We start from the raw sequence: 19594 nt of genomic DNA, 5'->3' as shown, positions 1-19594 counted from the left end.
GGGGACAGGGCCACCATTCGCGCCCGAACCTCTTGATCAACAAGGGTGTGCGGGCGGCGGGTCAGGAGGTGGCGCGGCGGGTCAGGGCGGTGGCCAGCTCCGCCACCTGGGCGGCCAACTGCGCCACCCGCTGGCGGGCGTCGTCCCGGTCGGCCTCGGTGGCGCGCAGGCGTACCGTCACGTCGTCGAGCCCCCGCTCGGCGGTGCCCGCGGCGGCCCGGGCGGCGGCCAGGTCGGCGCTTAGCGTGCTGACGTCGGCGAGCGCGGCGGCCAGGTCCCCGGCGGCCTGCCGGGCCACCGCCTGGGCCCGGTCCCGGTCGGCGGTCGCCTGGGTGCGGGTCCGCTCGATCTCGGCCTGCACCGCCGCCACCTCCGCCTGGGCCGCCGCGACCTGGGCCCGGTCGGCGTCGGCGGCGGCACGGGCCCGCGCCGCCTCGGACCGGGCCTGCTCGGCGTCGGCGCGGGCCTGGGCGAGGTGGGTCCGGGCCTGCTCCACGTCGGCGCGGGCCTGGTCGGCGGCGGCGTTGGCCCGGTCCGTCACGGTCCGCAGCCGCTCCACCTCGGCGGCGGCCTCGCCGAGGGCGTGGGCGACCCGTTCGGCCTCGGCGCGGGCGGTGTCCCGCTCGGCAGTGCGGTCGGCGACGCGACGGTGGGCGGTGTCCAGATCGGCCCGCAGGGTGTCCGCCTGCGCGCGGGCGGTGTCCCGGTCGGCCTCGGCCTGCGTGCGCAGCGCCTCGGCGGCCACCGCCGCGCGCCGCGCCTCGTCCCGGGCCGTCTCGGCGGCCTCGGCACGCTGGTCGGCGGCGTCGGCCCGGGCCAGGGACCCGGCGGCCTCGGCGCGCGCGGCGTCCCGGTCGACGGCGGCGGTCTCGGCCGCCCGGCGGTCCCGTTCGGCGCGGGCGGCGGCGTCCTCGGCGGCCCGCACCGCCTCGTCCCGCTCGGCCTGCGCCGCCGCGACCTCACCGGCGGTCTCCGCCCGGACCTGCGCCACCTGACGCTGCACCCCCGACGGGGACAGCTCGGCGTGCAGGGCCTCGGTCAACGTCTCGACGATCTGGTCGAGCCGGTCCACCGCCTCCCATGTGCGGGCCACCTGACCGGGCAGGCCGGGGGCGTTGCGGTGGCGCATCCGGCTGTTGCGGGAGGCCCGCTGGCAGGCGCCGTCGTTGTCCCGGCAGTACCGGAACGGACGGCCCGCGCCGACGCGCTGCGGCACGTCGCGGCCGCAGTGGGCGCAGGGGCGGGTGTCGGCGGTGGGGGCGGGCTGGACGTCCATCGAACGGGCAGTCTAGTGAGCCGTCCACCACCGTCCCGTCGGCCCGTCACCGCACCGGTGCCGCACCGCCGTACGAGGCCGTGTCGACCGCCGGGGCGGCGGTGCTGTCCCGCACCGTCAACCGGGGCTCCAACAGCGTCGTCTCCGGCACCGGTTCCTCGGCCAACTTGCGCATCAGCAACGCCACCGCCTGGCGACCGATCTCCTCGGCGGGCACCGGCACCGAGGTGAGCCGGGGACCGGCGTGCTCGGCGAACTGGTCCGGGCAGACCGCCACCATCGACACGTCGTGCGGCACCCGCCGCCCCAACCCGGCCAGTGCCGCCTGCACCGCGCCCACGGCCGACTCGTTCTGCACCACCAGGCCGGACAGGTCGGGGTGCCGGGCGAACAACTCCACCACCCGACGGCGTACGTCGGCGGCGTTCTCCTCGCACGGCATCGTCACCGCCTCCACGCCGTGCGAGGCAGCCGCCTCCACCACACCGGCCCGCGTCCGGTGGGCGAACCCGGTGCCCCGGTCGTAGACGGCGGCCGGCGCACCCAGCAGCGCCACCCGCCGGTGCCCGAGGCCAGCCAGGTGCTCCACGCACACCTGGCCGGCCCGGTGGAAGTCCAGGTCCACACAGGTCAGGCCGGCGGTGTCGGCGGGTACGCCGATCAGGACGCTGGGGCGACCCAGCCCCCGCAGCAGCGGCACCCGCACGTCGTGCAACTCCACGTCCATCACCAGCACCCCGTCGACGAGCGCCCCGGCGGCGACCCGACGCAGCCCCTCCGGCCCCTCGTCGGAGGTCACCAGCAGCACGTCGTGGTCGTGACGGCGGGCCGAGGTCACCACCGCCGTGGCGAACTGCATCACCACCGGCACCTGGATGCCCGAGCGCAGCGGCAGCACCAGGGCGATCACGTTGGAGCGGCGGCTGGCCAGCGCCCGCGCCCCGGCGTTCGGGTGGTAGCCGAGCACCCGGATGCTGGCCAGCACCCGGTTGCGGGTCAGCTCGGAGATGGCCCGCTTGCCGCTGAGCACGTACGACACGGTGCTCACCGCGACACCCGCGTGCCGGGCCACGTCGGCGATGGTGGGCTGACCCGACGCCCGCCGGCTCACCGGGCCCCGCTCGCGCTGTGCAGCCGCGCCGACCGGGCCGCCGTGTCGCCGCGTACCGCCAGCGCGCCGATCAGCCGGACGTCGGTGGCGGAGCGGCCGACCAGCACGCTGTGGGTGGCGTCCTCCACCACGAGCGCGCCCCGGTCGGCGTCCCACCAGCCCAGCTCGGCGGTGCGCAGCCGCAGCGTGACCCTGCGGCTCTGTCCGGGAGCCAGGGTGATCCGGTCGAAGTCCCGCAGTTGCCGCAGCGGCTGCTTGACCCGGGAGCGGCGTTGCCGGGTGTAGAGCTGCACCACCTCCACGCCCGGCCGGGTGCCGCTGTTGGTGACCTCCACGCTCACCTCGACGGTCTCGTCGACCGACGCGGTGTCGGCGCTCAGCCGCAGGTCGGCGTAGTCGAAGCGGGCGTAGGACAGGCCGTGGCCGAACGGGTACAGCGGCTCGCCCCGGAAGTACAGGTAGGTGGAGTCCGCGCCGATCACGTCGTAGTCGAGCAGGTCGGGCAGGTCGGCGGTGTCGGCGTACCAGGTCTGGGTGAGCCGGCCGGCCGGGTCGGCGTCACCGAGCAGCACGTCGGTCAGCGCCCGGCCGTGCTCCTGCCCGCCGTGCGCGGACCAGAGCACCGCCGGCAGGTGCTGCTGCGCCCACCCGATCGCGTACGGGTAGCTGCTGGTCACCACCAGCACGGTGTGCGGATTGGCGGCGTGCACGGCACGCAGCATGGCCTCCTGCCGGGCGGGCAGGGCCAGGTCCACCCGGTCCTCGGTCTCGCGGCCGTTGACCATCGGGTGGTTGCCCAACGCCACCACCGCCACGTCGGCGTCGGCGGCCAGCGCGGCGGCCTCGGCCGCGCCGTCGGTCACCAGGTCGATGCCGAAGGCGGTGGCGGCCTGCCGGTCGTCGCCGTCGACGCGCAGTCGCCCGTCGGCGTCGACGGTGACGTACCGGTCGGTGGCCAGGTGACGCAGCAGGACGGTGCCGGCGGGCAGCGGGTCGAACTGGAACGTCTCGCGCACCACCCAGCCGCCCGGTCCGGGGCGGTCGTTGCGCAGGGCGCCGTCGTCGTCGACGCCGACGTGCCGGCCGTTGCCGACGGCCCGCAGCGCCACCGTGTCGCGTCCCCAGTCGAACACGTCGAAGTGGGCGGCGTCGGCGCCGAGGGTCAGCGGGCCGCCGTCGGCGGTGTCCGGGCAGCCCACGTACCGGTCACCGGCGCGCAGCGCGACGCGGTCGGTGCCCGGGTGCGTGGTGACCTGCGGCAGCCGCCCGGCCAACCCCTGGTAGGTGGTGACCGCGTACGGCAGGGTGCCGCTGTACCAGTCCTCGTAGACGGTGTCGGCCAGCGGGCCGAGCACGGCGACCCGGGTGCCGGCGGGCAGGGGCAGCAGGCCGGTGTTGCGCAGCAGCACCACGGAGTCGCGGGCGGCCTGCCGGGCCAGGTCGCGGTGGGCCGGGCAGTCGACGACGTCGGCGGGGGTGGCGGCGTACGGGTCGTCGTGCGGCGGGTCCAGGTCACCCAGGCGCAGCCGTACCGACAGGATGCGCCGTACCGCCCGATCCACGTCGGACGCCGAGATCAGGCCCCGGTCGAGTGCCTCGGCCAACCACCGCCGGGTGGGGGCGCTGTCGGTGTGGTTCTCGGTGAAGCTGTCGATCCCGGCACGCAGGGCGGCGGCGAATCCGTGCACGTGGTCGGGTGTCTGGTCCTGCACGTCGGTGAGGTTGCCGACCGCGCCCGCGTCGCCGACCACCAGCATTTCGTCCGACGCCCACCGGCGCAGTTCGCCGTCGATGAGTGGGCTCAGGTGCGCCGGCACCCCGTCGACCAGGTTGTACGACGCCATCGCGCCGACCGCGACACCGGCGGCGATCGGGGCCCGGAAGGCGGGCAGTTCGTACTCGTGCAGCACCCGGGGCGGCAGGTCGCTGGAGGTGGTGGCCCGGTCGGTCTCGTTGTTGTAGCCGAGGAAGTGCTTGACCGTGGGGGCGGTCCGCAGCCGCTCGGGATGGTCACCGCACAGCCCCCGCGCGTAGGCGGTGGCGAGCCGGCCGGTCAGCCACGGGTCCTCCGACCAGCCCTCCTCGTTGCGGCCCCAGCGCGGGTCGCGCAGCGGGTTGACCACGGGTGCCCAGACGTTGAGGCCGACGCGCTGCGGGTCGGCGTGGTTCTTGGCGCGGACCTCGGTGCCGACGGCCGCGCCGACGGCCCGGATCAGGTCCGGGTCCCAACTGCTGGCCAGGCCGATGACCTGGGGGAACACGGTGGCCGTGCCGAGCCAGGCGACGCCGTGCAGCGCTTCGGTGCCGGTCTTGAACGGGGGCAGGTCGAGCCGGGGGACCGCTGCCTGCCACTGGTGCAGCAGGCCGACCTTCTCGGGCATGGTGAGCCGGGCCAGCAGGTCATCGATCCGGTCCCGGGGTGCGGGCAGGGTGGGGTCGGTCATGGTGGATCGCCTTCCAGTGCCCGGCGCGCCGGAGGTCGAAGCGCTTCGACGGCGGACGGCCGAGCGGCATCGCAGGTGACGGTGGGGTGACGGTCGTCGTCCCGGACGCAGGTGAAGCGCTTCGACGAGCCGTGGAAAGCAAGCCGCCCCGGGTGCCCGAGCGGAGCGGCTCGCTTCGAGGTTGGCACCATCGACCGGTCCGGTCAAGACTCGGTGCGCGGTGCCCAGGTCAGCGGGTCGGCAACCGTCCGGCCTCGACGGCGGCCAGGGCCGCGGTGGCACCGCCGAGCGCCGCCGCGGTGTCCAGGGTGGAGGCGTCGAGCCGGACGCCGCCGGCGCCGGGGGCGTGGGCCCGCGCGGCGAGCTCGGAGCGGGCCGCCGGCAGCAGCCAGGGCGCCAGGGTGGCGAAGTGGTCGCCGAGCACCACCGCCTCCGGGTTGAGCAGGTCGGCCAGGACGGCCACGCCACGGCCGAGGTGCCGGCCGGTCTCGGCCAGGCCGTTGCACACCGTGGGGTCGTCCTGGCGGGCCAATGTCACGATCCGGGTCAGCTCGGGCAGGTAGTCGGTGACCGGGCCGTCGGCCTCGGCGTCGGGCAGCAGTCGGCGGACCACGGCGGGCAGTCCGACCAGGGTGGTCAGGCAGCCTCGGCCGCCGCAGTCGCAGGGCGGCCCGGTCGGGTCCACGGGCAGGTGGCCGATGCCGCCGGCGAAGCCGCGTCCACCGCGCAGCAGCCGGCCGGCGGCGATGATCCCGGCGCCGACGGTGATGCCGCCGGCCAGGTGCACCAGGTCGGCGGTGCCCGCGTACGCGCCGTGTCGCTGTTCGGCCAGTGCCGCGAGGTTGGCGACGGTGTCCACGCCGACGGTGAAGGTGGGTTCCCGCAGGGCCGCGCGCAGGTCGTCGGCGACCGCAACGTCCCGCCAGCCGAGGGCGTCGGACAGCGGGACCGCCCCGGCGGGGTCGACCAGCCCGGGCACCCCGACGGTGAGGCCGAGCATGGTGCGGCCCTGTGCGGTGACCCGGCCGATCGCGCGGCGGGCCAGGGCGGTCAGGGCGCGCAGGGTCTCGGCGGGGGAGGCGGTGTCGGCGGCGAAGGCCCGACGCCAGGTGAGCAGCCGGTTGCCGCCGAGGTCGATGGCGACCGCGACCAGTTCGTCGGCGCCGACCTGCAGGCCGAGTGCGGCGTACGGCTCACCGTCGAGCACCAGCATCGTCGCGGGACGGCCGACCCGGTTCTCGGTGAGCCCGGTCTCGCGGACCAGCCGCTGGTCGATCAGCTCGCTGACGAGGCTGGAAACGGTGGCCTTGTTGAGGCCGGTGCGGGCGGCGATGTCGGCGCGGGAGCAGGGGGCGTGCAGGCGGACGTGCCGCAGGACCACCGCGCGGTTGGCGACCCGCACGTCACCGAGGTCGGTCGGCTGCGGCTCGTTCTGGATGCTGATCACGATCTGCCCGCTCCCTGCGCCGGTGTCGTGGCGCGCGCGTCCATCATCGCGTACCGCGGTGGCGGGACCGACCACGCCGTCCGGGCCGCCGGCACGCCCTGTCTTGTGGGACGGGATAGCCGTCGATTAGTTTGTTCGGCTAGAACCCCAACTAATCCTAGCCGGAGTCCCCCGCTCCGCAAACCGTTATCGACGACGAAGGGAGTGCGCCGTGACACCTTCTCCGCGCACATCCACCGACCGCCGCACCATGCTGCGGCTGATCGGCCTCGGCGCCGCCGCGACCGTGGGCGGCGGCGCCCTGGCCGGTTGCAGCAAGGAGGCCGGCAGCCAGGGCAGCGCCACCAGCGCCGACGCCATCAAGGCGGTGCTGCCCACCTACCAGCGGGTCGAGCTGCTCAAGCCGGACATCCCCGGCGAGGGCCCGATCCCGGACGGCTACCTCAGCTACCCCCGCGAACTCGTCGACGCGGTCACCGAGCAGCCCGGCCGGGGCGGCCCGCCGATCCAGACGATGAGTCCGTGGTGGGGCCCGACTCCGCCGCCGCTGGGGCGCAACTCCTACCTCGCCGCGGTCAACGGCAAGCTCGGCGTCGAGGTCAACCCCAGCCTCCAGGACGGCCTGACCTACGCCGACAAACTCAACGCCATGCTCGGCGCCCGCGACGTGCCGGAGCTGCTGTCCGCGCCGAACTGGGAGGTGGACAAGGTCGCCCGGTTCTCCGACGCGGTCAAGGCGTTGTTCACCGACCTGACCGACCACCTCCAGGGCGACAACGCGGCGAAGTACCCGTATCTGGCGGCGCTGCCCAGCGGCGCCTGGGAGTACTCGGTCTGGGGTGGGCGGCTCTACGCCGTGCCGTTTCCCACCGACGGGCCGTTCGCGTGGGCCATGTTCTACCGCAAGGATCTGCTCGACGCCGCCGGGCTGGCCGCCCCGGCCAGCCCCGACGAGCTGTACGAGTTCGGCAAGAAGGCCACCGACCCGGCCAAGGGTGTGTGGGCCTTCGGCAGCGTCTTCGAGATGGTGCAGCAGTACTTCGGCTGTCACGAGCGCTGGCGCAAGATGCCCGACGGCCGCCTACAGCACAAGTTCGAGGACCCGGCCTTCGAGGCGGCGCTGGAGTTCACCGCCCGGCTGTTCGCCGAGGGCCTGGTGCATCCGGACACGGTGGCCAGCAAGGGCGCCGACGAGAAGCAGCTCTTCAACTCCGGCAAGATCCTGATGTACCGGGACGGGCTCGGCGCCTGGCAGGGCATGCAGAGCGAACGGGTCAAGGAACTGCCCACCTTCAACATGCAGCCGCTGCCGGTCTTCGGCGCGCCGGGCGCCCAACCGGTCATCTGGGGCAGCGAGAAGCCGATCTTCTACACCTTCCTCAAGAAGGACCTGTCCGCCGAGCGCGTCGACGAGCTGCTGCGGGTGCTCAACTGGTGTGCCGCGCCGTTCGGCAGCCGTGAGTTCGAGCTGCGCGAGTACGGCGTGGAGGGCCAGCACTTCACCCGGGGCGCCGACGGCACGCCGACGCTGACCGAGCGGGGCCGTACCGAGTTGGGCGCGCAGTACACCCACATCGGCGGGCGGGTGCCGGTCAAGGTGCGCAGCGGCGACACGCCCCACTTCGTGCAGGACTACCTGGGCTACTACCGCACGAACATCGCCTCGATCGAGAAGGACCTGTTCGCCGGGATCAAGCTGGAGCTGCCGGCGAACTGGTCGAAGATCATCCAACCGACCGACGACAAGATCCGTGACATCCTGCGCGGTCGTCGCCCGGTCAGCGACCTGGCCCAGGTGCGTAAGGAGTTCCTGGACACCGGTGGCGAGGAGGGCCGCGCGTTCCACGAGAAGGCGCTCGCCGACAACGGCCGATGAACGGGCGGACAACCGTGCGCCCGACCGGTGCCGGGGGACCGGTATGAGCGTCCCCGGCACCGTCGAGGAGCGACCACCCGCCGGACGTACGCCGCCACCGCGGCGTCCCCGGCGCGGTGGGCGGCACACCCTGCGGGCCCGGCTGCGCCGCGACTGGCCGCTGCTGGCGATGGCCGCCCCGGCGGCGCTGCTGCTGCTGGTCTTCCACTACCTGCCCACGCTGGGCAACGTCATCGCCTTCCAGGACTACAACCCGTTCGTCGGCGACGACCCGCTGGACGCGTTCCTCAACAGTGAGTGGATCGGCTTCGGCAACTTCGAGGCCCTCTTCCGCGACCCGCTGTTCTGGGACGCGGTCCGCAACACGCTGAGCATCACCGCCTTCCAGTTGGTGTTCTTCTTCCCGCTGCCGATCCTGCTGGCGCTCATCCTCAACAGCGTCGTCTCCGGGCGGCTGCGCGGGTTCGTGCAGAGCGTCGTCTACCTGCCGCACTTCTTCAGTTGGGTGCTGGTGGTGACGTTCTTCGTGCAGATGTTCGGCGGGGCCGGACTGCTGGCCCAGGAGATGCGCCAGGCCGGCATGCAGCCCTGGGAGATCATGACCAATCCGGACACGTTCATCGTGCTGGTCACCGCCGAGGCGGTCTGGAAGGACCTCGGGTGGGGCGCGATCGTCTTCCTGGCCGCGCTGTCCGCGATCGACCAGAACCTGTACGAGGCGGCGGCGGCCGACGGGGCCGGACGGTGGCGTCGGTTGTGGCACATCACCCTGCCCGGTCTGCGTCCGGTGATCGTGCTGCTGCTCATCATGCGGCTCGGCGACGCGCTCTCGGTCGGCTTCGAGCAGTTCATCCTGCAACGCGAGGCGGTCGGCCGGGAGGCCGCCGAGGTGCTCGACACGTTCGTCTACTACCAGGCGATCAGTACCCAGCAGTGGGGACTCGGCGCCGCGGCGGGCCTGTTCAAGGCGGTGGTCGGCCTGGCCCTGATCATCACCGCGAACAAGGTCGCGCACCGGCTCGGTGAGCAGGGGGTGTACGCGAAATCATGACCGCACAGCTCAGTGGTGCCGGGCCGGTGCCCGCGGCACCGACAACGGCGGGGCGACCCGCGCCACCGCCACGGCGACGCCCCACCGGTCGCCCGGTGTGGGCGGGCCGCCCCTCGACGTCGCTGACCATCGGCAAGGGGGTCGTGCTGACCCTGCTGGTCGCGGCGGTGCTGGTGCCGCTCTGGGCGGTGCTGGTCACCAGCCTCGCCTCGCGCGGCACCATCGACGACGCGGGTGGCATGGTGATCATCCCCCGGGAGATCGACCCGTCGGCGTACATCACCATCTTCAGCGGCGGCGACGTCACCCGGGCGGTGTGGATCAGCACCCTGGTCACCGTGCTCGGCACCACGGTCAGCCTGCTGCTCACCGTGCTGGCCGCGTACGGGCTGTCCCGGCCCGGTTCGGTCGGCCACCGTGGGCTGCTGTTCTACTTCCTGCTGACGTTCCTGATCTTCCCGGGGCTGGTGCCGAGCTATCTGGTGGTGACCGGCCTGGGCCTCAAGGACAGCATCTGGTCGCTGATCCTGCCCAGCGCGATCAGCGTGTTCAACCTGGTGGTGATCCGCGCGTTCTTCATGAACGTGCCGGCCGAACTGCTCGACAGCGCCCGCATCGACGGCGCGGGGGAGCTGCGCATCCTCACCCGGATCGTGCTGCCGCTGTCCAAGGCGGTGATCGCCGTGGTCGGTCTCTTCTACGCGGTCGGCTACTGGAACGCGTACTTCAACGCGGTGCTCTACATCGACTCCAACGACAAGTTCCCGATCCAACGGGTCCTCCAGAGCTACATCCTGGCCGGACAGTCACCGAACGTCTCCGGTGCGTCGGTGAGCCTGCCCGGCGTGTCGGCGTACCCGCCGACGCTCGCGGTCAAGATGGCCGTGGTGATCGTGACGGTCATCCCCGCCGTGATCATCTATCCGTTCGTGCAGCGGCACTTCACCAAGGGTGTCATCACCGGCGCGGTGAAGGGCTGACCGGGCGCGGTGCGGCGCCGCTCGGCAGGGGCCGGACCCGGGTGGGTCCGGCCCCGTCGCGCGTGACGCCCGACTCCGTCCAGCCGGGCGTCACGCGCGACGGTCGGCCCTAGGCGGGGAACAAGCCCGCGAAGGGCACGACGGTCACCGCCGCACCGTTGAGCAGTGACCGGGCCGGCAGGTCGGACTCGCCGACCCCGGCGAACGCCAACTGCCCCACCAGCAGTGGCCCTCGCGTCCTGATCCGCAACTCGTCGCCGTCGCGGAACGCCTCGATGACGGTGTCGCCGTCGACGTCGTGCACCACCGTCCGGCCCGCGACGGCACCCCAACTGACCAGCGTGACGTCGCGGAACGGCCGGTCGCCGACGGTGGGGTGCGGCGCGACCAGCGGCAGCAGCGTGCCGTGCCGCACGAACAGCGGGGTACGCGACAGCGGCACGGTGACCCGCAGGTGCCGCCCGCCCGGATGCCGCTCGCCGGTGGCCGCGTCGATCCAGTCGTCCCCGACCGGCAGGTAGACGTCGCGCCCGCCGGTCGCGTCCAGCACCGGCGCCACCAGCAGGTCGGTGCCGAGGCGGTACTGCAGGTCGGTGGTCCAGGCCGTCGGGTCCTGCGGCGTGTCGACCAGCAGGGCGCGCATCATCGGCGCGCCGGTGCGGGCGGCCTGCACCGCCGCCGACCACAGGTACGGCATGAGCCGGTAGCGCAGCCGCAGCGCGGCCACCGCGTGTCGTTCGGTCTCGGCCGGGAAGTCCCAGGGCAGCCGACTGGTGGTGCCGTGCAGCCGCAGCAGCGGCGACAGCGCCCCGAACTGCGACCAGCGGACGTACAGGTCGGGTTCCGGGGTGCCGTGGAACCCGCCGGTGTCGTGGCTCCAGAACGGCACCCCGGACAGGCCGTGCGACAGCCCGCCGCGCAACGTGCTGGCCAGCGCCGGCCAGGTGGCGTTGACGTCGCCGCTCCACTGCGCGCTGTGCCGCTGCCCACCCAGGTACGACGAGCGCGCCCACACCGCCCGGTGACCGGCCACCTCCTCGGTGACCTGGGCGACCACGTCGTTGAAGAGCAGGCTGTAGACGTTGTGCAGCTCGACACCGGTCATCCCGTTGTGGGCCACGGCGTCGGCCGGCACCCCCTCGGCGAAGTCGGTCTTGAACACCGCCACGCCCTGCTCCAGCAGGGGCCGCAGCAGACCGGTGAACCAGTCGACGGCGGCCGGGTTGGTGAGGTCCACGATGGCGCTGACCGGGTAGCTGCCGTGCCACACGTCGGCGACGTACGTGCTGCCGTCGGGGCGGCGCAGGAAGTAGCCGGCGCGGTCCGCCTCGGCGTACAGCGGGCTGCCGGTCATCAGGTACGGGTTCATCCAGAGGCAGACCCGGAAGCCCTGCTCGCCGAGGGTCCGCAGCATCCCGGCCGGGTCGGGGAACGCCTCGGCGTCCCAGCGCAGGTCCGACCAGTTCCCGGCGACCTGCCAGTAGCAGTCCAGGTGCAGCACGTCGCAGGGGATGTCGCGCTCGCGGATGCGGCGCGCCCGGTCCAGCACCTTCTCCTGACTGTCGGGGTAGAAGCCGGAGGAGATCCAGGTGCCGAAGGCCCAACGCGGCGGCAGGTACGGCCGAGAGGTGAGCCGGTCGAGGCGGTCCAGCACCTCGGCGGGGGTCGGACCGGCCAGCACGTAGTAGTCCAGCAGGTCGTCGGGGACCAGGATCTGCACCGTGCTGTGGGTGGACTGACAGACGTCGAACTGCACCGGCAGGCCACTGTCGACCAGCAGCCCGTAGCCCCGGTCGGACAGATAGAACGGCACGTTCTTGTGCGAGCGGTCGGACTCGCTGCCGAAGGCGTCGAAGTTCCACATCAGCGCCCGTTGGCCGCGTTTGTCCAGCGGGGTGAACTTCTCCCCGAAACCGACGAAGCGTTCGTCGCCGGGCGCGACGAAGCTCTCGTGCCAGGCCACGCGGACCCCGTCGACGGTGGAGCGGCCGAAGGGCAGCGTGCGCCGCCGGCCGCTGATGTCGACCGTGCCCGGGTCCTGTTCCAGCAGGACGGTGCCGTCGGGGCGCAGGAACCGGATCCGCCACGGGTCGAGCCGGATCTCGGCGACGACCGATCCGGCGTCCACGCGTACCCACCGGTCGTCGGCGGTCACGGTCGCCGCCCGCGTCTGGGGGTGGACCAGCGTCACCGCCCGCGCGGACCGGCTCCGTGCCTGGGGGTCCTCGGCGAGCCGGACCCGGATCACGCCGTCACCGGCGGCCTCCACCCGGACCACCGCCGTCACCCCGTCGGCCAGCGCCGCCTTGAAGGTGGCCCCGGAGGTGTCGCCGCCGACGAACTCGGCCCGCCCCACCACCGCTGTGCCGTCCTCGCCGGGGGAGCGGACGGGCAGGTCGGGCGGGTCGGCCACGAACGTCTCGTACGGCACCAACGGCGGTCGGTACGGCATCGGCTCTCCTCAGGCTACGGCGGTGCGGATAGTTTCTTTAATCACCCAACGAACTGTCAACGAGGATCATCGATGCCGAAACTATCGGCGCCGTTGACATGGGCAAACCACCTCCCTAGTTTGGACAGAACATCAACTAATCCGGCGGATGGTGGACGATGTGGCACGACGGTCGGCTCTGCTACGGCGGTGACTACAACCCGGAGCAGTGGCCGGCGGAGGTCTGGGCCGAGGACGTCGCGCTGATGCGCCGGGCCCGGGTCACCCTGGTCACCGTCGGCGTGTTCGCCTGGTCCCGCCTGGAACCGGCCCCCGGGCAGTACTGCTTCGACTGGCTCGACCAGGTCCTCGACCTGCTGCACGACGGCGGCATCCGGGTCGCCCTGGCCACCCCCACCGCCAGCCCGCCACCCTGGTTCTCCCTCGCCCACCCGGGCGCGCTGCCGGTCACCGCCGACGGGGTCCGCCTGCACCACGGCAGCCGCGACACCTACTGCGCCGCCGCCCCCGCCTACCGCTCCGCCGCCCGCCGCATCACCGCCGCCCTCGCCGACCGGTACGCCCGGCACCCGGCCGTGGCGCTGTGGCGGGTGCACAACGAGTACGGCACCACCTGCCACTGCGAGCACACCGCCCGCGCCTTCCGACGGTGGCTGGCCGGGCGCTACGGCGACCTGGACACCCTCAACGACGCCTGGGTCACCAGCTTCTGGAGCCAGCACTACTCCGACTGGTCACAGATCAGCACCCCCCGCGCCACCCAGTACCTGGGCAACCCCGGCCACCTGCTGGACTTCCGCCGCTTCTGGTCGGACACCCTGCTCGCCGCGTACGCCGAACAGCGTGACCTGCTGCGCGCCGCCGCGCCGCAGACCCCGGTCACCACCAACTACGTACTCGGTGACTGGGTGCCGGTCGACCACGCCCGCTGGGCCCGCGAGGTGGACCTGGTCGCCGTCGACCACTACCCGTCGGCCGTCGACGGCGGCGCCGAGGAACAGACCGCGCTCGTCGGCGACCTGGCCCGGGGCTGGGCCCGGCACGCCGCCGCCGACCCGACCTGGTTGCTGATGGAGAGCGCCCCCCAGCAGATCCACACCACCGGGCGGGCACACACCAAGGAACCCGGGCGGATGCTGCGGCACAGCCTCGCCCACGTGGCCCGCGGCTCGCACGGCGCGATGTTCTTCCAGTGGCGGGCGTCCGCCGGTGGCGCCGAACGCTTCCACTCCGCCCTGGTGCCGCACGCCGGGCCGGACAGTCGGGTGTTCCGCGAGGCGGTCGAGCTGGGCGCGGTGCTGGAACGGCTCACCGAGGTACGCGGCCGGGTCGAGGCGTCGGTGGCGCTGGCCGTCGACGCCTGGAGTGCCTGGGCGCTGCGCCACCCGGGCCTGCCCTCGACCCGGGTGGACCACCACGAGGAACTCGCCGCCGCCCACCGGGCCCTGTGGCACGCCGGGTACGGCTGCGACACGGTCGCGCCCGGCGAGGCCCTCGACGGGTATCGGCTGCTCGTCCTGCCCGCCCTCTACCTGACCGACGACGCCACCGCCGAGTGGATCCGCGCGTACGTCCACCGTGGCGGTCACCTGCTCGCCACGTACCTCAGCGGCACCGCCGACGCACACGCCCGGATCCGGCTCGGCGGCTACCCGGGCGCGCTACGCGACGTGCTCGGCGTACGGGTGGAGGAGTTCCACCCGCTCGCCGACGACGACCAGGTCCGACTCGCCGACGGCGGCACCGGCCGGATCTGGGCCGAGACGGTCCACCCGACCGGGGCGGAGACGGTCACCACGTACGCCGGTGGGGTACTCGACGGGTCACCGGCGATCACCCGGCACCGCCACGGCACCGGCACCGCCTGGTACGTCTCCACCCGCCCCGACGACACCACCTACCGCAGGCTGCTGGACTCCGCCGCCCGCGCCGCCGACATCGCCCCGGTCTGCCCGGACGCACCCGCCGGGGTGGAGGCGGTCCGCCGCCTCCACCCCGGCGGGAGCTGGCTGTTCCTGCTCAACCACACCGACCGTGCCCGACGCGTACCGGCCCGGGGCCGCGACCTGCTCACCGACACCGAGGTCGACGAGGCGGTGACCCTGCCGCCCGGCGGTGTGGCCGTGCTGCGCGAGCGGCTGCCCTCGGCTTCCGGTGCAGAGACGACGACCTGATCGATGCGGGGACGGAGGTCCACGGCGGTGGTGTCTCAGTCGAGGTCGGCGAGGTCCAGCACGAAGCGGTAGCGGACGTCGCCGCGTTCGAGGCGGTCGAAGGCCTGCTGGATCTGGGCGGAGGGCAGCAGCTCGACGTCGGCGGTGATGTCGTGTGCGGCGGCGAAGGACAACAGTTCGGCCGTGTGCGTGGTGCCACCGGTGCCCGAGGAACTGAGCTTCTTGCGGCCGAAGGTCAGTTCCATCAGGTTCACCGGCGTCGGCATGGGGAAGCCGAGCACGCTGAGAGTGCCGTTGAGAGTCAGCAAACGCAGCAACGGCGACAGCTCGTGCGGGCCGGAGATGGTGTCCAGGATGAGGTCGAACCGCGCGAGCCCGGCGTCGTCGGCGATGTCGAGCAGGTCGGTGGCGCCGAGTCTGCGGGCGTCGTCGGCCTTGCCGGGGGTACGGCTCAGGACGGTCACCTCGGCGCCGAGTGCAGCGGCGAGCTTGACACCGAGATGGCCGAGGCCCCCGAGGCCGGCGACCGCCACCCGGCTGCCAGGGCCGACTCCCGCCTCGCGCAGCGGCTCCCACATCGTGATGCCGGCACACATCAGCGGAGCCGCGCCGGCCGGGTCGAGACCGGCGGGCAAGGGGTACGCGAACTTCTCCCGCAGCACGTACTCGCGGCTGTACGCCCCCTTGGTGATCGTGCCGTCGACCCGGTCGGGGCTGCCGTACGTGCTGGTCGGGCCCGCGTGGCAGAAGTTCTCCTGGCCGACCTGGCACATGGGGCACGACCCGCACGAGTCGACGAGGGTGCCGACGGCGACCTGGTCGCCGGGGGTGAAGCGGCTGACGGCGGCACCGACGGCGGTGACCGTGCCGGTGAACTCGTGGCCGGGCACGACGCCGACGGCGTTCTTGTAGTGCGGCATCATGCCGCTGAGCAGGTGCAGGTCGCTGTGGCAGACACCGCAGTAGTCGACGCGCACCGCGATGTCGTCGCTACGCAGGTCTCGCCGCTCGAACGCGGCGCGCTGCAAAGCGGCAGTACCGTCCACGCTCTGCCATCCGATGGTCGTCCGCACGGGAGCTCCTTCTAAACAAACTGTTCGGTATTTTTTTCGAACCTAGACGACTGTCGCGCTGAAAGCAACCGACTCGTCGGTTTGTTAGAGTGGTCGCATGTCGTCAGGCCCCGTGACCGCCAAAGGCGCAGCCACCAGTCGCCGCATCCTGGACGCCGCCGCCGCCGAGTTCGCCGAACGAGGCATCGCCGGAGCCCGGATCGACCGCATCACCGCTGCGGCACGCACGAACAAGGCCCAGGTGTACGGCTACTTCGGCAACAAGGACGGCCTGTTCGACGCCGTCATCGCCGATCGCGCGGACCAACTCATGAGTGCGGTCCCGTTCGACGCGGACGACCTGCCCGGATCAGCGGTGGCGATGTACGACGAGAACCTGCGTGATCCTCATCTGGTTCGGCTGCTGACCTGGCTGCGCCTGGAACGGCGGCCCGCCGGTTATCTGGGGCGGCCCGCCGACCACGAGCCGAAGCTGACGGCGATCGCCCGGGCACAGGCCGCCGGCAGAGTGCGTGCGGGCGACCCCTTCGACCTGTTCACCCTGGTTCTGAGCATGGCGTTCGCCTGGTCGGCGGCCAGCGTCGTCTACGCCGCGACCGCCGCCGAGCCCGAGGAGGATCACGACCGGCGGCGCACACTCCTGGCCGCATGCGTCCGGGGAGCGATCTCGCCGAGCACCGCGCCCCAGGACTGACCCGTCGATCGCGGTCATCGGCGCAGCGGAGGGCGCGCCTGCCCGCGATCCGCCGGGACCCGGGCGTCCCGTCGGCGGACCGGCCGGTTCCCGACGGATCGCGTTACCGTGGGGGAACGGGGAGGTGGAACGGGTGGACCGGATGTGGGAGGCGTCGGTCGAGGCGCAGATCCGCTCGGCGCAGGAACGCGGGGAGTTCGACGACCTGCCCGGCGCGGGCCGACCGATCCCCGGCCGGGGACTGCCCTATGACGAGTCCTGGTGGATCAAGAGCTTCATGGAACGCGAGAAGCTTCCCACCGACCTGTTGCTGCCCACCCCGCTGCTGCTGCGCCGCCGCATCGAACGTCTGCCCGACGAGGTCCGCGACCTCCCCACCGAGCAGGCGGTACGCTCCTGCGTCGCCGACCTGAACGCCGAGGTGATGGCCTGGCTGCGCAACCCGTCCGGTCCTCGGGTGGTGGTGCGCCCGGTCGACGTCGACGCCGTGGTGTCGACGTGGCGGGCCGCGCGTCACGCCGCCCGCCCGGCGGCCCCCGTCGCCCCGCCGCCGCCCGCACCCCGGCGGTCCTGGTTCCCGTTCCGCCGACGCCGCGCCGCCTGACCTCTGGCGACCGAGGATGTCGTCGCCGGGCAGTTCGGCTGGGCGGCTGACCCACCGGCGCTACGATGCCCCGCATGCGGTGGGGAGACCGACACGATCGGGGTGGTGGCGTTGTCGGCCGGCGCGTGCCTGGCCTCGACCGGGGCAGCCTGATCCCGTGAGTCCCGGTGGCACCGACGCGAGCCTGCTCGAACTGGTGGTGGGTTTCCTCGTCGCCGTCTCCCTCATCACGGTGCTCACGCTGGTGCTGCGTCGCCGCAGCGGTCGCCAGGACCTGCTGGGCACCCAGATGCGCGAGGTGCAGGCACGGTCCGCCGCCGCGTCCTGGGACACGGACACCCGGCTGCGGGACGCCGCGACCCGGATCGCCGACGCGCGCAGGCACGAAGCCGCCTCCCGTGCGCCCCTGCCTACGGGGGCCACTTCCGACGCGCGTCCACCGGACGCGTCCGCCACGGATGCGACGTCGCCCGGCGCGGGACATCCGGACGCCGCGGCGGGGGAGCGGGCGGCGCAGGACGCCACCGCTCCGCCGCCCGGGTGGCCGTCGACGCCCGGCGCAGACAGTGACGCGATGGCCGACGCGTTCGCCTGGCTCCGGATCGCGGCACTCGTGGAGGCCGGACAACGCCAGCAGGCCGTCGAACTGCTCAGCGCCACGATGGCCATCTCGGCGGACGACGCGGAGACGCTGGTCGACGGTCTGCGCGACGCGGGCGGCGAGCGGCGCCCCGACTGAGCCGCTAGCGGCCCACTTCGGCGTAGGACGCCGCACGAGCTGACTCCCCGCTGCCAGTTCGGCCGACGATCGCAGGCGAGCGGTGCTTCCACCGAGAATCACGAGCCCGGGAGCCGTGGCGAGTATTTATTGAATTACCAGTAACGCCAATCCAATAAATACTCGCCACAAAACGGACATAGCGTCGCTGCATCATAATGACTGTTAATGTGCGTAAGGACTTACGCTGGTGTGATCGCCGGACTTCGCCGCCTGGTCACGGCTCTGTGGAACGTCAGGAGGGTGTCGACGCGTACGACGCGCGGGCTGCGGCGACCTCGGCGGCCTGGCGCTCACGCCAGCGCTTCTGCGCGTCGCGGTTGCAGGTCCGGCAGACGCGCCGATAGCGGCCGGTCGCCGGATCCGTCTCCCGCTCGTGCCCGTTACGGCACATCGGACGCTGTGAACGTTCGCGGCAGTTGTCGGCGTGGCTGCGTTGGCGCAGATGCGTCGGCTCGATGCAGTCCGGCACTGCACAGTCGTGGTGGACCTTGAGAGTGGGGTCGTAGTCGCCGACGAAGACCACGTACGCCGCGATGTGCGCCCAGGCCCGACCCGCCAGCTTCTGGTACACGCCCCGCTGGCGGCCGTAGCCGCGCACGACGAGGCAGCCGTGGTCAGTTCGTGTCGAGCGGCTCAGCAGGTACGCCCGCAGCGTGTCCTCGGTGAAGTGTCGGGACAGGCCGGTGATCTGGGACAGCACCCGGTCAGGGTACGGCGGCGATCACCCACGGGGACCGGCGATCGGTGGGCCGGGGTGTCAGCGGGAAGGCGACGGCACGCAGTAGACGTCGCCGGAGTTGGCCTCGTGCGGCAGCGCGGTCAGGTACGCCGCCATCTCCTCGGCGGTGGCCCAGCGGCCGAGCTTCAGTTCCTTGTGGTCGCCGAGCGCCACGTCGAAGCCGCCGAAGCCGAGCGCGGTCAGCCGGTCCAGGCAGCGCCGCGCCACCTCGCGTTCGATCGTGGTGAACTCGAACGACAGCGCGGGCAGTGGCGCGCTCAGTCCAGCCAGCACGGCGTCCTCGAAGCCCTCCACGTCGATCTTGGCGAAGGCCGGCGTGCCGTGCTCGGCGACGAGGGCGTCCACGGTGGTGACCGGGACCTCGATCTGGCCGTCCCAGGTCTGTCCCTCCCAGCCGCCGGCCCCGGTGGCTGCGCTGACGAAGTCGGTGGAGGCGGTGGAGACGGTCGGGTTGGCGGAGTTGACCAGGAAACCGATGCGGCCCGGTTGCGCCCCGCAGGCCGCTTCGACCAGGGTGACCTGGTCGTCGTCGGCGTAGATGGTGCGCAGCGCCCGCAGGCACAACGGCTGCGGCTCGACCGCGACCACGCGGGCGCCGAGGCGACGGAAGCTGGCGATGTGGTCGCCGACGTGGGAGCCGATGTCGAAGACCAGGTCGCCGGGGCGGACGAAGCGGGCGTAGAAGGCGTCCATCGCCGCGTCCCGTCCCGGATCGCCGTAGTAGACCTCCAGCGACCGGCGCAGCCCGGCGGTCGCCGGGTCGGCCTTGAGCGCCTCGACCGCAGCGGTGTGTGTACCCATCGCAGCACCCTAACCCGCGTACCTCGCCGGGATGGCGCGGCTCGACCACGCCCGTCACCCGGTGTGACCCGAGTTGACGACGCGCGGCCGA

Annotated in this window: 15 protein-coding genes; 7 read left to right on the top strand and 8 right to left on the bottom strand. The window is 72.9% G+C overall.

Annotated elements, in window-relative coordinates; all coding sequences use genetic code 11:
• Positions 1-61: 61 nt before the first annotated feature.
• From ACIBMZ_RS19180 to ACIBMZ_RS19165, 4 genes are all read right to left on the bottom strand, one after another.
• On the bottom strand, positions 62-1276 hold the full coding sequence (locus ACIBMZ_RS19180) for a hypothetical protein (RefSeq protein WP_396695506.1): 1215 nt from the start codon (positions 1274-1276) through the stop codon (positions 62-64).
• A 46-nt stretch (positions 1277-1322) separates the two neighbouring features.
• Positions 1323-2387 (bottom strand): LacI family DNA-binding transcriptional regulator, encoded by a 1065-nt coding sequence (locus ACIBMZ_RS19175; RefSeq protein ID WP_396695504.1) that lies wholly within the window; start codon positions 2385-2387, stop codon positions 1323-1325.
• A complete protein-coding gene (locus tag ACIBMZ_RS19170) occupies positions 2384-4831 on the bottom strand; it encodes a glycoside hydrolase family 3 C-terminal domain-containing protein (protein ID WP_396695502.1) in 2448 nt (815 codons plus the stop codon). The genes ACIBMZ_RS19175 and ACIBMZ_RS19170 overlap by 4 nt, the downstream gene beginning before the upstream one ends.
• Before the next feature lie 229 nt (positions 4832-5060).
• Positions 5061-6278 (bottom strand): ROK family protein, encoded by a 1218-nt coding sequence (locus tag ACIBMZ_RS19165; protein ID WP_396695500.1) that lies wholly within the window; start codon positions 6276-6278, stop codon positions 5061-5063.
• Positions 6279-6489: 211 nt separating this feature from the next.
• Between ACIBMZ_RS19165 and ACIBMZ_RS19160 the strand changes: the two genes are divergently transcribed.
• Genes ACIBMZ_RS19160 through ACIBMZ_RS19150 form a run of 3 tightly spaced genes read left to right on the top strand, consistent with a single transcriptional unit; the run spans position 6490 to position 10185 of the window.
• Complete coding sequence (locus ACIBMZ_RS19160; RefSeq protein ID WP_396695498.1) at positions 6490-8154, top strand: extracellular solute-binding protein; 1665 nt, start codon at positions 6490-6492, stop codon at positions 8152-8154.
• Between the two features lie 43 nt (positions 8155-8197).
• Complete coding sequence (locus ACIBMZ_RS19155; RefSeq protein WP_396695496.1) at positions 8198-9205, top strand: ABC transporter permease; 1008 nt, start codon at positions 8198-8200, stop codon at positions 9203-9205.
• On the top strand, positions 9202-10185 hold the full coding sequence (locus tag ACIBMZ_RS19150) for a carbohydrate ABC transporter permease (RefSeq protein WP_396695494.1): 984 nt from the start codon (positions 9202-9204) through the stop codon (positions 10183-10185). The genes ACIBMZ_RS19155 and ACIBMZ_RS19150 overlap by 4 nt, the downstream gene beginning before the upstream one ends.
• A gap of 109 nt (positions 10186-10294) precedes the next feature.
• Here ACIBMZ_RS19150 and ACIBMZ_RS19145 read toward each other — a convergent pair whose 3' ends face one another.
• Positions 10295-12637 carry a TIM-barrel domain-containing protein gene (locus ACIBMZ_RS19145; protein WP_396695492.1) on the bottom strand — a complete coding sequence of 781 codons (2343 nt, stop codon included), beginning with the start codon at positions 12635-12637 and terminating at the stop codon, positions 10295-10297.
• Between the two features lie 158 nt (positions 12638-12795).
• On the opposite strand from ACIBMZ_RS19145, the gene ACIBMZ_RS19140 reads away from it, so the two are divergent.
• The gene (locus ACIBMZ_RS19140; protein WP_396695490.1) at positions 12796-14811 is read left to right on the top strand and encodes a beta-galactosidase; all 2016 of its coding nucleotides are present in this window, start codon (positions 12796-12798) and stop codon (positions 14809-14811) included.
• Positions 14812-14846: 35 nt separating this feature from the next.
• Here the strand turns inward: ACIBMZ_RS19140 and ACIBMZ_RS19135 are convergent, their stop codons facing one another.
• Positions 14847-15884, bottom strand: a complete 1038-nt coding sequence (locus ACIBMZ_RS19135; RefSeq protein WP_396695488.1) for an NAD(P)-dependent alcohol dehydrogenase — start codon at positions 15882-15884, stop codon at positions 14847-14849.
• Positions 15885-15981: 97 nt separating this feature from the next.
• Here ACIBMZ_RS19135 and ACIBMZ_RS19130 point away from each other — a divergent pair, with 97 nt between their 5' ends.
• The 3 genes from ACIBMZ_RS19130 (at position 15982) to ACIBMZ_RS19120 (ending at position 17921) form a co-directional block, all read left to right on the top strand.
• A complete protein-coding gene (locus tag ACIBMZ_RS19130) occupies positions 15982-16578 on the top strand; it encodes a TetR family transcriptional regulator (RefSeq protein ID WP_396695486.1) in 597 nt (198 codons plus the stop codon).
• A 124-nt stretch (positions 16579-16702) separates the two neighbouring features.
• Positions 16703-17182, top strand: coding sequence for a DUF1992 domain-containing protein (locus ACIBMZ_RS19125; RefSeq protein ID WP_396695484.1), 480 nt, complete (start codon positions 16703-16705; stop codon positions 17180-17182).
• Positions 17183-17339: 157 nt separating this feature from the next.
• A complete protein-coding gene (locus tag ACIBMZ_RS19120) occupies positions 17340-17921 on the top strand; it encodes a hypothetical protein (protein WP_396695482.1) in 582 nt (193 codons plus the stop codon).
• Between the two features lie 274 nt (positions 17922-18195).
• Here the strand turns inward: ACIBMZ_RS19120 and ACIBMZ_RS19115 are convergent, their stop codons facing one another.
• Together ACIBMZ_RS19115 and ACIBMZ_RS19110 are read right to left on the bottom strand one after the other, a co-directional pair.
• Complete coding sequence (locus tag ACIBMZ_RS19115) at positions 18196-18663, bottom strand: HNH endonuclease (RefSeq protein ID WP_396695480.1); 468 nt, start codon at positions 18661-18663, stop codon at positions 18196-18198.
• A gap of 57 nt (positions 18664-18720) precedes the next feature.
• Positions 18721-19503, bottom strand: a complete 783-nt coding sequence (locus ACIBMZ_RS19110) for an FkbM family methyltransferase (RefSeq protein WP_396695478.1) — start codon at positions 19501-19503, stop codon at positions 18721-18723.
• Positions 19504-19594: the final 91 nt, after the last annotated feature.

This window comes from Micromonospora sp. NPDC049900, from assembly GCF_044461025.1.
In the GTDB taxonomy this organism is placed as follows: domain Bacteria; phylum Actinomycetota; class Actinomycetes; order Mycobacteriales; family Micromonosporaceae; genus Micromonospora.
Note: the sequence above shows the minus strand (reverse complement) of the source record. Positions and strands in the feature narration are given on the sequence as shown.